The organism is Streptomyces sp. XM4193, from assembly GCF_023072595.1.
In the GTDB taxonomy this organism is placed as follows: domain Bacteria; phylum Actinomycetota; class Actinomycetes; order Streptomycetales; family Streptomycetaceae; genus Streptomyces.
Genome location: NZ_JALLGK010000010.1, coordinates 183,154 through 197,615 on the forward strand (window position 1 = coordinate 183,154; position 14,462 = coordinate 197,615).

At 69.2% G+C, this 14,462-nt stretch carries 6 protein-coding genes, 1 tRNA gene and 1 rRNA gene; 1 reads left to right on the forward strand and 7 read right to left on the reverse strand.

Annotated features, from left to right (window positions below):
* Positions 1-32: 32 nt before the first annotated feature.
* From MTQ01_RS22660 to MTQ01_RS22675, 4 genes are all read right to left on the reverse strand, one after another.
* Positions 33-857 carry a helix-turn-helix domain-containing protein gene (locus MTQ01_RS22660; RefSeq protein WP_247492701.1) on the reverse strand — a complete coding sequence of 275 codons (825 nt, stop codon included), beginning with the start codon at positions 855-857 and terminating at the stop codon, positions 33-35.
* Positions 858-1,085: 228 nt separating this feature from the next.
* Positions 1,086-3,794 carry a DNA translocase FtsK gene (locus MTQ01_RS22665; RefSeq protein ID WP_247492702.1) on the reverse strand — a complete coding sequence of 903 codons (2,709 nt, stop codon included), beginning with the start codon at positions 3,792-3,794 and terminating at the stop codon, positions 1,086-1,088.
* A 145-nt stretch (positions 3,795-3,939) separates the two neighbouring features.
* Positions 3,940-4,587, reverse strand: coding sequence for a two-component system response regulator (locus MTQ01_RS22670; protein ID WP_247492703.1), 648 nt, complete (start codon positions 4,585-4,587; stop codon positions 3,940-3,942).
* 243 nt (positions 4,588-4,830) lie between these two features.
* The gene (locus tag MTQ01_RS22675) at positions 4,831-10,356 is read right to left on the reverse strand and encodes a HAMP domain-containing protein (protein ID WP_247492704.1); all 5,526 of its coding nucleotides are present in this window, start codon (positions 10,354-10,356) and stop codon (positions 4,831-4,833) included.
* A 383-nt stretch (positions 10,357-10,739) separates the two neighbouring features.
* Here MTQ01_RS22675 and MTQ01_RS22680 point away from each other — a divergent pair, with 383 nt between their 5' ends.
* Positions 10,740-13,346 (forward strand): SpoIIE family protein phosphatase, encoded by a 2,607-nt coding sequence (locus MTQ01_RS22680; RefSeq protein ID WP_247492705.1) that lies wholly within the window; start codon positions 10,740-10,742, stop codon positions 13,344-13,346.
* A 58-nt stretch (positions 13,347-13,404) separates the two neighbouring features.
* Here MTQ01_RS22680 and MTQ01_RS22685 read toward each other — a convergent pair.
* The 3 genes from MTQ01_RS22685 to rrf all read right to left on the reverse strand — a co-directional run bounded on the left by MTQ01_RS22685 (position 13,405) and on the right by rrf (position 14,461).
* Positions 13,405-13,477 (reverse strand) — tRNA-Thr (locus tag MTQ01_RS22685).
* Between the two features lie 79 nt (positions 13,478-13,556).
* Complete coding sequence (locus tag MTQ01_RS22690) at positions 13,557-14,246, reverse strand: DegT/DnrJ/EryC1/StrS family aminotransferase (RefSeq protein WP_247492706.1); 690 nt, start codon at positions 14,244-14,246, stop codon at positions 13,557-13,559.
* A gap of 98 nt (positions 14,247-14,344) precedes the next feature.
* Positions 14,345-14,461 (reverse strand): 5S ribosomal RNA (gene rrf / locus MTQ01_RS22695).
* Position 14,462: the final 1 nt, after the last annotated feature.

The following is a 14,462-nucleotide window of genomic DNA, read 5'->3' on the forward strand; positions in this document are numbered from 1 at the left end:
CGCACTCTCCCGCACCCGGTGGACTGATGTGATCAGCCCTGCTCAGGGTCTCCCTTGGTGTAGGTGAGCCGCTCGACCTGGCCGGGACCGGTGGTGCGCTCGACCTTCTTGCCGTTGACGAAGAGCTCTATCGCCCCGCCGTTGCCCAGGACGAGCGAGATCTGGTCCTTGTCCATGAAGGTCTCCGACTGGCCGTCCTCCAGCAGGCCCTCGTGCAGCCTGCGGCCGGTACGGTCCTCGACCGAGACCCAGCTGCTGCCCTCGGTCGCGACGACCTTGACGGTCACCCGGTCCTCCGGGGCCGCGGCGATCGGGCTCTCGGTCGGGTCGGGCTCGGCGTCATCGGCCGGCTCGCTCGGCTCGGGCCCCTTGGTGGTGCCGCCCGAGTTGCCGGTGATGCTCGGGGAAGCCTGGGGCGACGCACTCTTGCCGCCCTCCTCGCCACCACTGAAAAGAGTGAAACCGACGAATCCCACGACCGCGACTATCGCGGCCACCATCGCGGCCGTCCAGTTGGGACGACGGGACTCCGGCTTGACCCGCTCGGCGTCGAACAGCGGGGCGGCGGAGGTCGGTTCGGGTCGTCCGCCGTGCTCGGCGTCGTACTGCGCGACGAGCTCGTCGGCGGTCTCGGTGCTCAGACCCGCGGCGCGGGCGAGCGAGCGGACATGGCCTCTGGAGTAGACGTCGCCACCGCAGCGCGAGTAGTCGTCCTCTTCGATGGCGTACACGATCGGCGCCCGGACGCGGGTCGTCGCGCTGACCTCGTCAACGCTCAGGCCGGCGTCGACACGGGCCTTCTTGAGAGCTCGACCGACCGAAGGCCGGTCCTCTGCGGAGGAGTTGCCGATGGACACGGGAGAGCCTTTCGAGCGTGTAGCCACCTGCTGGAAGATCAGTCTATGGGCGGTGCGAAAGTTTCGGGCAAGCGGGCGGTGAATGTTTGTCCGCCATCGGGAGTCGCGGGACTCCCGTGGCTCGGGGGTGTGAAGGAGCGTTCTCCTACACCTGTCCCAACTAGCGTGACGTATGCCTCACAGGAAAGGTTGTCTTGAGGTTTATTACGACTGGGGCACGTTGGGCGTTCAGGCCTCGCCGCGGATACGGGCCAGCGCCTCGTCCAGGCCGTCCGCGTTGATCAGCACGTCGCGGGCCTTGGATCCCTCGCTGGGGCCGACGATGTCCCGGCTCTCCATCAGGTCCATCAGCCGGCCCGCCTTCGCGAAGCCCACCCGCAGCTTGCGCTGGAGCATCGAGGTCGAACCGAACTGGGTGGAGACCACCAGCTCCGCCGCCTGGCAGAGCAGATCGAGGTCGTCGCCGATCTCCTCGTCGATCTCCTTCTTCTTGCCCTGGCCCACCGTCACGTCGTCGCGGAAGACCGGCGCCATCTGCTCCTTGCAGTGCTGGACGACCCGGCCGATCTCGTCCTCGGTGACGTAGGCGCCCTGCATACGCGTCGGCTTGCTGGCGCCCATCGGCAGGAACAGGCCGTCGCCCTTGCCGATCAGCTTCTCCGCGCCGGGCTGGTCGAGGATGACGCGGCTGTCCGCGAGCGAGGAGGTCGCGAACGCCAGACGCGAGGGGACGTTCGCCTTGATGAGTCCGGTGACGACGTCCACCGAGGGCCGCTGGGTCGCGAGCACCAGGTGGATGCCGGCCGCCCGCGCCAGCTGGGTGATGCGCACGATGGCGTCCTCGACGTCCCTGGGCGCCACCATCATGAGGTCCGCCAGCTCGTCGACGATCACCAGCAGATAGGGGTACGCCGACAGCTCCCGCTCACTGCCGGGAGGAGTGGTCAACTTGCCGCTGCGCACAGCGGCGTTGAAGTCGTCGATGTGACGGTAGCCGAAGGCGGCGAGGTCGTCGTAGCGCAGGTCCATCTCCCGCACCACCCACTGCAGCGCCTCGGCGGCCTTCTTGGGGTTGGTGATGATCGGGGTGATCAGGTGCGGGATGCCCTCGTACGCCGTGAGCTCCACCCGCTTGGGGTCGACCAGCACCATCCGGACGTCCTCGGGGCTGGCCCGCACCATGATCGAGGTGATCAGCCCGTTGATGCAGGAGGACTTTCCGGACCCGGTGGCGCCGGCCACCAGGATGTGCGGCATCTTGGCGAGATTCGCCGACACATAGCCGCCTTCGACGTCCTTGCCCAGTGCGACCAGCATCGGGTGTTCGTCGCCCACCGCCTGCGCCGAGCGCAGGACGTCCCCGACGTTGACCATCTCCCGGTCGCTGTTGGGGATCTCGATCCCCACCGCCGACTTGCCGGGGATCGGTGAGATGATCCGCACGTCGGGGCTGGCGACGGCGTACGCGATGTTCTTGGTCAGCGCCGTGATCTTCTCGACCTTCACCGCGGGGCCGAGCTCCACCTCGTAGCGCGTGACCGTCGGGCCGCGGGTGAAGCCGGTGACCGAGGCGTCCACCTTGAACTCGGTGAACACCGTGGAGAGCGAGTCGACGACCGCGTCGTTCGCGGCGCTGCGGGTGCGGCCGGGCCCTCCCCTCTCGAGCAGGTCGAGCGAGGGCAGGGAGTAGGTGATGTCACCGGCGAGCTGGAGCTGCTCGGCACGGGGCGGCAACGAGTCGGGCACGGAGCCCGCGGGCTTCGTCAGATCGGGTACGACGCCCTTGTCCAGGCCCTTCGAGGCGTCCTTCCCGGCCGTCGGAGCGGTGCCGTCCTCGGCGAGCAGCTCGTCCTGCTGCGATTCGGCGAGCTTGGCCATCCTGGCGCGCGCGGACTGGTTGCCCGACGCCGAGCTGCTGAGGTCGGCGATCAGCGAGGACGGTTGGATTCCGTGGAGCACCGCACCGTCGAGGTCGGCCGCGGCGGCAGCGGCGATGTCCACGGCGTCCAGCGAACTGTCGGGACCGGCGTCGTTGACCGACCGGCCGTCGTCGCGGCGGCGGGTACGACGGGAGCGGCGGTTGTCCAGCGCCTCCTTCTCGGCGTGGATCGGGTCCACGTCCTTGCGGAGATTGGCCCGACGGGGGCGGGGCGGGCGGCGCTGCTCGTCCTCGTCCGTGTGCTCCTCGTCGGCCTCGTCCTCCTCGTCCGCGTCCACCAGGCCCAGACGGACGCCGAGTTGACGCAGGCGCTCGGGAATCCGGTTCACGGGCGTGGCGGTGACCACCAGCACGCCGAAGAGCGAGAGCAGCACCAGCAGGGGCACCGCCAACGCCTCGCTGACGGTGAAGATGAGCGGCTTCGAGGAGGCCCAACCGATCAGACCGCCCGCGTCCTGCATCGCGTCGTGGCCGTCCGAGCGACCGGGCGAACCGCAGGCCATGTGCACCAGCCCGAGCACACCGAGCACCAGCGCGGAGAGCCCCACGACGATCCGGCCGTTGGCCTCCGGCTTCTCCGGATGCCTTATGAAACGCACCGCCATGACGCCCAGCAGAATCGGCACCAGCAGGTCGAGACGCCCGAACGCGCCGGTGATCAGCATCGTGATCAGGTCCCCGACCGGCCCGCGCAGATTCGACCAGGTCCCGGCGGCCACCACCAGAGCGAGGCCGAGCAGCAGCAGCGCGAGCCCGTCCTTGCGGTGGGCCTGGTCAAGTCCCTTGGCCCCGGCCCCTATTCCGCGGAACACCGACCCGACGGCGTGCGCGACGCCGAGCCAGATCGCGCGCAGCAGCCGGTAGAGGCCGTTGCGCGGCGGAGGGGGTGGTGCCGCCTTCTTGGCGGGCGCCTTGCGGGGGGAGGCCTTCTTCGCCGGAGACTTCCCGGCCGCTGCTTTCTTCGCGGGCGCCTTCTTGCCGGACGTACGTGAGGCCATGACGGAGAGGTTACCGCCGTCCGCGAGCGGGGGCGCGGAGGGATTGGGCGGAGCAAGGAGGCTGACGATTCGTCAGCCTCCTTCGCGGCGCCTGCGAACGGGCCTGCGACCGCAGGACGCGGCCTGCGGTGCGCCCGTCCGGCCGTTACTGAGTGCCGGGCTCCAGGGCGTCAAGTGCCCTGCGCAGCCCGGTGAGTTTGCGCTCGAGGTGGGCGGCGGTGGCGACCGCCGCCCCGTCGGCGCTGTCGGCGAGCTGCTTGGAGAGCGCCTCGGCCTGCTCCTCGACCGCGGCGAGGCGGGCGGAGAGCTCGGCGACGAGCCCCACTGCCTCCCGGTCCTCGGACGAGGCCGCCTGGCCGCCGTCGAGCTGCGCGCGCAGCAGTGAAGCCTGCTCCCGGAGCTGGACGTTCTTCATGTAGAGGTCGACGAAGACCGACACCTTCGCCCGCAGCACCCACGGGTCGAAGGGCTTGGAGATGTAGTCCACGGCGCCGGCCGCGTAGCCGCGGAAGGTGTGGTGCGGCCCGTGGTTGATCGCGGTCAGGAAGATGATCGGGATGTCCCGGGTCCGCTCCCGGCGTTTGATGTGCGCGGCTGTCTCGAATCCATCCATACCCGGCATCTGCACATCGAGCAGAATCACCGCGAAATCGTCCGTCAGAAGTGCCTTGAGCGCTTCCTCCCCGGACGATGCCCGCACCAGCGTCTGATCGAGCGCGGAGAGAATTGCCTCCAGCGCCAGCAGATTTTCCGGCCGGTCATCGACCAGGAGGATCTTGGCCTTCTGCACCATGACCCGTCCTCCTCGCCCCGGCAGCGCCTGGGACGCCACCCCTTGGAACGACTCTTCTGCGCCGCCCGTTCTTGTGCCGGTCATGGTAGCCGCACCGAGCGGCCCACCACACCCTGTCACCGAGATGTCACCGTGCACGTACCGGGAACGCTTCGGAAGACCAGAAGGTTCCTGGAATAACGCACTTCCACCCTCAAACGACCACAGTCTGTCAGCAGTGGTCCTCCGGAAGGGTATCGGGCGTCACTTCTCCCCCATCCACTGGTCCATCACAGTCAGAAGATGATCGGTGTCGACCGGCTTGGTGACGTAGTCCGACGCACCCGCCTCGATGCTCTTCTCCCGGTCCCCCTTCATCGCCTTCGCGGTCAGCGCGATCATCGGCAGCCCGGCGAACTGCGGCATCCTGCGGATCGCCGTCATCGTCGCGTAGCCGTCCATCTCGGGCATCATGATGTCCATCAGCACGAGGGCGGCGTCGTCGTGCTGCTCCAGCACCTCGATGCCCTCCCGGCCGTTCTCCGCGTACAGCACCTGCAGACCGCTCTGCTCCAGCACGCTGGTGAGCGCGAAGACGTTGCGGATGTCGTCGTCGACGATCAGCACCTTGCTGCCGCGGAACCGCTGCGCGAACTCGGCCGGGCCGAACCGCTCCTGCGTGCCGCTGCCGCGGGACTCGTCGCTGTCGGCGTCCGCACCCTCCGCCGGGGCCTCCGGACTCTGCGTCTGCGCACCGTCCTCGGCAGCCCGCCTGCCGCCCGCCGCCGCACGGCGACGGCTGCGCTCCGCCAGGGTGTTGGCGGCCTGCTCGGCGTCGGGCACGCCCGCGGGCAGCGCCGGCATTCCGGGCGCCTCCTCGACCGCCGCGCTCTCCTGCGGCTCCTGGTCGTCCCGCGCGGCCGACGGCAGCGCCGGTGCGCCGCCCAGCTGTGCGTAGCCGTGCGGCGGCAACTCCGTGGGGAACAGCGGCAGATAGAGCGTGAAGGTCGACCCCCGGCCCGGCTCGCTCGCCGCGTAGATCTCGCCGCCCAGCAGTCGTGCGATCTCCCGGCTGATCGACAGCCCGAGTCCCGTACCGCCGTACTTGCGGCTCGTCGTACCGTCCGCCTGCTTGAACGCCTCGAAGATCACTCGCATCTTGCTCTGCGCGATACCGATACCGGTGTCGGTGACCGAGAAGGCGATCAGCTCCGCGTCCGCGTCCTGGAGCGAGCCGTGCTCCAGCATGTGCTCCCTGATCGACACCGGAACGTCCGCCCGAGCCGAGCGGATCACCAGCTCCACCGCGCCGCCGTCGGTGAACTTCACCGCGTTGGAGAGCAGATTGCGCAGCACCTGCAGCAGCCGCTGCTCGTCGGTGTGCAGCGTCGGCGGCAGCTCGGGCGAGACCCGCACCGAGAAGTCGAGGTTCTTCTCCGCCGTCAGCGGGCGGAAGGTCGCCTCCACGTAGTCGACGAGCTGCACCAGCGCGATACGGGTCGGACTCACGTCCATCTTCCCCGCCTCGACCTTGGACAGGTCCAGGATGTCGTTGATCAGCTGCAGCAGGTCCGAGCCCGCTCCGTGGATCGTCTCCGAGAACTCCACCTGCTTGGGCGAGAGGTTCCCGTCGGCGTTGTCCGCGAGGAGCTTGGCGAGGATCAGCAGGGAGTTGAGCGGCGTGCGCAGCTCGTGCGACATATTCGCCAGGAACTCCGACTTGTAGCGCATCGAGACCGCGAGCTGTTCCGCGCGCTCCTCCAGGACCTGGCGGGCCTCCTCGATCTCGGAGTTCTTGATCTCGATGTCCCGGTTGGTCTGGGCGAGTTGGGCGGCCTTCTCCTCCAGCTGGGCGTTGGAGTCCTCCAGCGCCTTCTGCCGGTTCTCCAGCTCCGCCGAGCGCTCCTGGAGCTGCTCGGTCAGCTCCTGGGACTGACTCAGCAGCACCTCGGTCTTGGTGTTGACACTGATCGTGTTGACGCTGGTCGCGATCATCTCCGCGATCTGGCTGAGGAAGTCCTTCTGGATCTGGGTGAACGGCTGGAACGCGGCCAGCTCGATCACTCCCAGCGTGATGCCCTCGAAGACGACGGGCAGCACGACGACATGCGTCGGCGTCGCCTCACCGAGCCCCGAGGTGATCTTGAGATAGCCCGCCGGGGCGTTCTCCATCAGGATCGTGCGCTTCTCCACCGCGGCCGTGCCGATCAGCGACTCACCCGGCTCGAACGTCGTCGGCATCGCGCCGAGGGCGTAGCCGTAGCTGCCGAGCAGTTGGAGCATGTAGCTGCCGTCCACGCCGTGGCCGACCGCGACCGTCTCCTTGTCCTTGCCGGTCGGCACCGCGAGGAAGAACGCGCCGTGGTGGGCCGAGACCGCCGGGGTCAGTTCGCTCATGATCAGCTGGGCGACGTCCTTGAGGTCGCGCCGTCCCTGCATCAGGCCGGAGATGCGCGCGAGGTTGCCCTTGAGCCAGTCCTGCTCCTGGTTGGCGAGCGTGGTCTCGCGCAGATTGCTGATCATCGTGTTGATGTAGCCCTGCAGCTCCAGGATCTCCCCGGAGGCGTCCACATCGATCCGCACACCGTGGTCGCCCCTCGTCACCGCGGTGGCGACCTGGGCGATGGCGCGCATCTGGCGGGTGAGGTTGCCCGCCATCTCGTTCACCGACTCCGTCAGGTCCTTCCAGGTGCCGGCGACGTCGCGCACCCGCGCCTGGCCGCCCAGCTTGCCCTCGGTGCCCACCTCGCGCGCCACCCGCGTCACCTGCTCCGCGAACGACGAGAGCTGGTCGACCATCGTGTTGATCGTGGTCTTCAGCGCGAGGATCTCCCCGCGCGCGTCGATGTCGATCTTCTTGGTCAGGTCGCCCTTGGCGATCGCGGTGGTGACCTGGGCGATCTGCCGCACCTGACCGGTGAGGTTGTTCGCCATCGAGTTCACCGACTCGGTCAGGTCCTTCCAGGTGCCGGAGACCCCCGGGACCCTTGCCTGGCCGCCCAGAATGCCGTCCGTACCCACCTCGCGCGCCACCCTGGTCACCTGGTCGGCGAACGAGGACAGCGTCGTCACCATCGTGTTGACGGTGTCGGCGAGCTGGGCGAACTCGCCGCTCGCGTCGACGGTCACCTTCTTCGACAGATCGCCGTTGGCGACCGCGGTCGCCACCTGGGAGATGTTCCGCACCTGACCGGTGAGGTTGTTCGCCATCAGGTTGACGTTGTCGGTCAGGTCCTTCCAGATGCCCGATACGCCGCGCACCTGCGCCTGGCCGCCGAGCTTGCCCTGGGTGCCCACCTCGCGGGCAACCCGCGTCACCTGCTCGGCGAACGACGACAGCTGATCCACCATCGTGTTCACGGTCGTCACCAGGGCCAGGAACTCGCCCTTGGCGTCCACCGTGATCTTCTTCGACAGATCGCCCTCGGCCACCGCGGTGGTGACCTCGGCGATGTTCCGCACCTGCGAAGTCAGGTTGCCCGCCATCCCGTTGACGGACTGGGTCAGGTCCTTCCAGGTGCCCGAGACGCCCTTGACCTCGGCCTGACCGCCCAGCTTGCCCTCGGTGCCCACCTCGCGGGCCACCCGCGTCACCTGCTCCGCGAACGACGAGAGCTGGTCCACCATCGTGTTGATCGTGGTCTTCAGCTCCAGGATCTCGCCCCGGGCATCCACGTCGATCTTCTGCGAGAGGTCACCGCGCGCCACCGCGGTGGCCACCTGCGAGATGTTCCTCACCTGCGCGGTGAGGTTGCCCGCCATGAAGTTCACCGAGTCCGTCAGATCGCGCCAGACGCCCGCGACGCCCGGCACCTGCGCCTGACCGCCCAGACGGCCCTCGGTGCCCACCTCGCGGGCCACCCTGGTCACCTGGTCGGCGAAGGCGGAGAGCTGGTCCACCATCGTGTTGATGGTGTTCTTCAGCTCCAGGATCTCGCCCCGGGCGTCGACCTCGATCTTCTGCGAGAGATCACCGCGCGCCACCGCGGTCGTGACCTGGGCGATCTGCCGCACCTGCGAAGTCAGGTTGCCCGCCATGAAGTTGACGGAGTCCGTCAGGTCCTTCCAGGTGCCCGACACTCCGTCGACCCGCGCCTGACCGCCGAGGCGGCCCTCCGTACCCACGTCCCGGGCCATCCTGGTGACCTGCTCGGCGAAGGAGGAGAGCTGGTCGACCATGGTGTTCACGGTGTTCTTCAGCTCCAGCATCTCGCCGGAGACATCCACCGTCACCTTCTGCGACAGATCACCGTTGGCCACCGCCGTCGTCACCTGGGCGATGTTGCGGACCTGTCCGGTGAGGTTGCGGAACGCGGTGTTGACCGAGTCCGTCAGGTCCTTCCAGGTGCCGGCCGCGCCGGGCACCTGCGCCTGACCGCCCAACTCGCCCTCGACGCCCACCTCGCGGGCCACCCTGGTGACCTCCGCACCGAAGGAGGAGAGCTGGTCGACCATGGTGTTCACGGTGTTCTTCAGCTCCAGCATCTCGCCGGAGACATCCACCGTCACCTTCTGCGACAGATCACCGTTCGCCACCGCCGTCGTCACCTGGGCGATGTCCCGCACCTGACCGGTGAGGTTGCGGAACGCGGTGTTGACCGAGTCCGTCAGGTCCTTCCAGATCCCCGCGGCGCCGGGCACCTGCGCCTGACCGCCGAGGATGCCCTCCGTACCGACCTCACGGGCCGCCCGGGTCACCTCGTCGGCGAACGTGCGCAGGGTCTCCGTCATCGTGTTCATCGTTCCCGCGAGCTTGGCGACCTCGCCGCGGGCGTTGACCGTGACCTTCTGGGACAGGTCGCCGCTGGCGACCGCCGTGGTGACCCGCGCGATCTCCCGCACCTGGGAGGTGAGGTTGCCGGCCATCAGGTTGACGGAGTCGGTGAGGTCCTGCCACACCCCCGCGACGCCGTCGACCCGCGCCTGGCCGCCCAACTCGCCCTCGGTGCCCACCTCACGGGCCACCCTGGTCACCTCGGACTGGAACGAGGAGAGCTGATCGACCATCGTGTTGACGGTGTTCTTCAGCTCGAGCATCTCGCCGGCCACGTGCACCGTGACCTTGCGCGACAGATCGCCCTTCGCCACCGCCGTCGTCACCAGCGCGATGTCGCGCACCTGGGCGGTCAGCCGAGAGGCCATGGTGTTGACGGAGTCCGTCAGGTCCTTCCAGGACCCCGACATCCCGCGCACCTTGGCCTGGCCGCCGAGCTTGCCCTCCGTACCGACCTCGCTGGCCACCCGCGTCACCTCGTCGGTGAACACCGACAGCAGCTCGACCAGGCCGTTGACCGTCTTGCCGACCTTCAGGAACTCCCCGCGCAGCGGCTGGGTCCCGTTGGCCCGCTGGACCCGGAGGTCCATCCGCTGCTCGAGATCGCCCTCGGCGACCGCGTTCAGCACCTGCCCGACCTCGGAAACCGGCCGCACGAGGTCGTCGACGAGCGAGTTCGCCGCCTCCACCGAGGTCGCCCAGGCGCCCTCGCCGGCGCCCACCTCCAGGCGCTCGGTGAGCTTGCCGTCCCGGCCGACCACACGCCGTACCCGACTCAGCTCGCCCGAAAGGTGCATGTTGCGGTCGGCGACCTCGTTGAAGATCGCCGAGATCTCCGCCATCGGCCCCTCGCCGGTGACGGTCAGGCGTTTGCGGAAGTTGCCGTCCCGCATCGCCTCCAGAGCCGCTCTCAGCCTGTCCACGGCTGCGGCGTCCACCTCGACGGTTCCCGCCCTCCGGGATCGTCCGCTCTTCGTACGCGTGCCAGCGGCCCGCGTCTCAGCGCCAGACTCCACCGTGTCCCTCCCGCAGGTCGACCAATTCACCCGGGTTCTCTCTTCGAGCCTTCCCAGTGTTTCACTGCGGCCGAACCAGGCGATAACAGTTCGGCAGCATCGCACACCGAGATCTCGTTCCGCTGCGGGGGGAATCATCCACTCCGGCCCACATCGGGCCCGGATACGTAAGTAACCTGGCTGCTTGCTGCCTATCCGTACCGGTCGCACCGAAATCGGGACGACCATGCCAAGACGGGCAGGATGACGGACGGCAGAGTGACACGAAAGGCAATGGAGGGGCAGCCGCGGTGAACCAGCACAGCGCCGAGCGGGGACGAGCCGCAACCATCCCCGCACAGGTAGGTTCGCAGAGCAGCAGCACGAGATTCTTGGGGAGTTCAGTGATCACGGCCCGGGCCGCCGCCACCTACGAGCCGGTCGGACGCTCGGTCGCAGCCGCCCGCGGCTTCGTCAGGGACACCCTCCACGGCTGGGGGCTGGCGGACGTCGTGGACGACGCCGTGGTCCTCACCAGCGAGCTCGTCACCAACGCCGTCGTCCACGCGGGCACCGCCGCCGACGTCATCTGTCTGCGCGAGGACACCGGAATCCGCGTCGAGGTCCGGGACCGCCACCCCGAGCGCGAACTGCCGCTCCAGGAGAGCAGCCACCAGCCCGGCCACCCGGACCGCGAGGGCGGGCGCGGACTGCTGCTCTGCGCCGCACTCGCCTCCCGCTGGGGTGTGGAGTACACCGCCGCCGACAAGCGGGTCTGGTTCCGTCTGGACATGCCCGATCGCCCGGTCGGCACCCGTCTCGCCGGCCCCGAGCTGCCCGTGGAAGAGCTGCCGGTCACCGACCACCGGGTGCGCGTGGCCGTGCTGCAGGTCGACGGCGCGGGCGCGGTCTCCGCATGGAACGACGACGCCCAGTCGCTCTTCGGCTACTCCGCGGAGCAGGTCATCGGCAAGCCGCTGACCGACCTCGCCGCCTGGCCGCACACCCCCGGCACCGGCACCGGCATCGCCGAGGCACTCATCCTCTCCCGCTGGGAGGGCACCTACGGACTGCGCGACGCCGGCGGCCGTACGGTCCCCGTCTACGCCTCGCACCTGCGCGTGCGCGACGAGGACGGCGCCCCTTCCACGGTCTGTCTGCTCGTCCTCGACAGCGAGCGCGCCGTGCTCCAGTCCCACCCGCGCGCCAAATCGCACGACGCCGGCCACGGCGAGCGCGAGTCCCGGAGCACCGACCCCTTCGAGGCGTTCATCGGCTCACCGCCGCCGGAGGACCTCGACGGACTGCTCCAGCGCACCGTCGAGCGCGCCCGCGACATGCTCGACGGCGACGCCGCGTACCTCCTGCTCGCCACCGACGACGAGACGGAGCTGGAGGTGCGCGCAAGCACCGGTCTGCCGTCCGCCCGGCAGCGCTTCGCCCGGGTCCCCGTCGAGGCCGGCACCGGCAGGTACGGCAGCGCACGCATGCCCTCCGTCCACGAGGACGTCACCTCCACCCCCGGCTCGGTGCCCCTGCTCAGCGGCACCGGGATGCGCTCGGTGGTCACCGTGCCGCTCAAGGTCGAGGGCAGACTGACCGGCTCCCTCGGCGTCGCCGCGGAATCCGCCGCCCGGTACACCAACGAGGAGGCGCTGCGGCTCCAGTTCGCCGCCGACCGCATCGCGCTGGCCGTCGAGTCCGCCCGGCTCACCGAGCTGGAGCGGCTGCGACGCGGCTCGCTCAGCTTTCTCGTCGAGGCCTCCGACCTGCTGGCCGGCACCCTCGACCGCGACCAGACGCTGGCGCTGATGGCCCAGATGACCGTCCCCACGCTCGCCTCGTGGTGCGCGGTCTACACCGTCGCCGACCAGACCTCCGAGCCCTACCTCAGCTACGTGCTGCACGAGGACGAGGACCGCATCGACGGGCTCAAGGCGCTGCTCGGCAAGGTCGACGCCCCCGAGCCCCTGATCGCGCCCGGCGCCCGCGTGTGGACGGCCCCGAGCGACGCCGCGCACTCCGCGGCGCTGCGCACCTCGCTGCGCAGTTTGCTGCTCGACGACCCCGCGCTCACCGCTCCCGGCACCTCCCTGGCCACCGCCTCGGCGGTCGGGGGCGAGACGGTCGTACTCCCCCTGGTCGCCCGCAATCGCGTCATCGGCATGCTCGTCCTCGGCAAGCCGACCGACGAGCGGTTCCGCCAGGAAATCCTCGAGCTGGCCGAGGACCTGTCCCGCCGAGCCGCGCTCGCCCTGGACAACGCACGGCTCTACTCCGAGCGCACGACCATCAGCCAGTCGCTCCAACGCAGCCTGCTCCCACCGGAGTTGCCTCCCGTCGACGGCGTCGAGGTGGAGGTCATCTACCGAGCCGCGGGCGAGGGCAACGAGGTCGGTGGCGACTTCTACGACCTCTTCCCCATCAGCGACGGCGCGTACGGCTTCGCGATCGGCGACGTCTGCGGCACCGGCCCCGAGGCAGCAGCCGTCACCGGCCTCGCCCGCCACGCGCTGCGACTGCTGGCCAGAGAGGGCTTCGGCGGCCCCGCCGTGCTCGAGCGTCTGAACACCGCGATCCTCGACGAAGGCGCACGCAGCCGCTTCCTCACCCTGCTCTACGGCGAGCTCTGGCCGCAGGAGGACGGCAGCGCACTGCTCAAGGTGGTCTGCGCCGGCCACCCACTCCCGCTGCGACTGAGGCCGGACGGCACGGTGGAGCCCGCCGCCGAGCCCCAACCACTGCTGGGCGTCATGGACGACCTGGAGCTGTACGAGCAGGTGCTCACGCTGGACCCGGGCGACGTCCTGCTCTGCGTCACCGACGGCGTGACCGAACGCCGGGAGGGCACCCGGATGTTGGGGGACGACGGGCTCGCGGACTGCCTGAGCAGCTGCACCGGACTCAACGCCGGCGCGGTCGCCGCACGCATCATGCGCGCGGTCGAACGCTTCGCCGCCGACGCCCCGTCGGACGACATGGCGATCCTCGCGATGCGCGTACCGCAGTAGCGCGAGCAGAACACCGGACACGAAGAAAGGCCCGCCGATGGCGGGCCTTTCTCGTTCGAGCCCCAAAACGGAATCGAACCGTTGACCTTCTCCTTACCATGGAGACGCTCTGCCGACTGAGCTATTGGGGCCTGTCGACGGAGTCGATCATACCTGATGGTGAGCGGTGCCCACGACACCGGACCGCCCGGCCCACAACGGGCGTTGACCTCAGCAGGCCGGCTCCATCAGAAGACCACCGAGGGAGTTGCAGGCCGAAGCGATCCGCGACAGCTGACGCCGGCTCATGGAGTCCTCGATCGTCAGCGCCAACCCCTGCTCGGCGGCCAGTTCCGACTCCCGCAGCCACTGGGCGGTGCGAAGACCACGGGTCCGGTGCGCGGGCGTCACTATCGGCACGTAACACTCGATACCCCTCGCACGCAGCGCGTGCCGGAAGACGTCCCGGTCCGGCCGGCCGTTCCCGGGCACCCGCACCACGTACTCCTCGAAGGCGTGCTCGGCCCCGGCGCGGGTCTGCGGAGGCAGCACTCCGCGCAGACGGCTTCCCAGGTACCCGGCCCGTTCACGACGGCGGAGCGCCTCGCCGGACGGGATCTCGCCGAGTCGCCGGCCGTCCTCCACCAACTTGGCGCCGCGACGCTGAGCGAGCTCCTCCAGCCGCACCATGTCGGCGGGGTGGCCGAACAGGTGGATCGCGACAATCGCCACCGTCCGCTCGCTCATCGCTGCTTCCGCGGAACTCGGTGAGAGACAGAAACTCAGTGGGTCGATGTCCGCGAAGACCGGTACCGCACCCGCCAGTTGGACCTCACGGGCAGCACGGTCGCCGCCGTAGGACGGGAGGACGACCTCGTCGCCGGGCCGAAGTCCGAGCGCTGCCAACTGTGTCATCGCCATGCCAGGATCCTCGAGGCACGACATGAACTCCCGGTGACAGAACACAAAAAGGCGGGGTCGTCCGGAGTGAACTCCGGACGACCCCGCCCTCAATGATTGTTCGGCGGTGACCTACTCTCCCACACGCTCCCGCATGCAGTACCATCGGCGCGGACAGGCTTAGCTTCCGGGTTCGAAATGTAACCGGGCGTTTCCCCATCGCTATGACCACCGAAA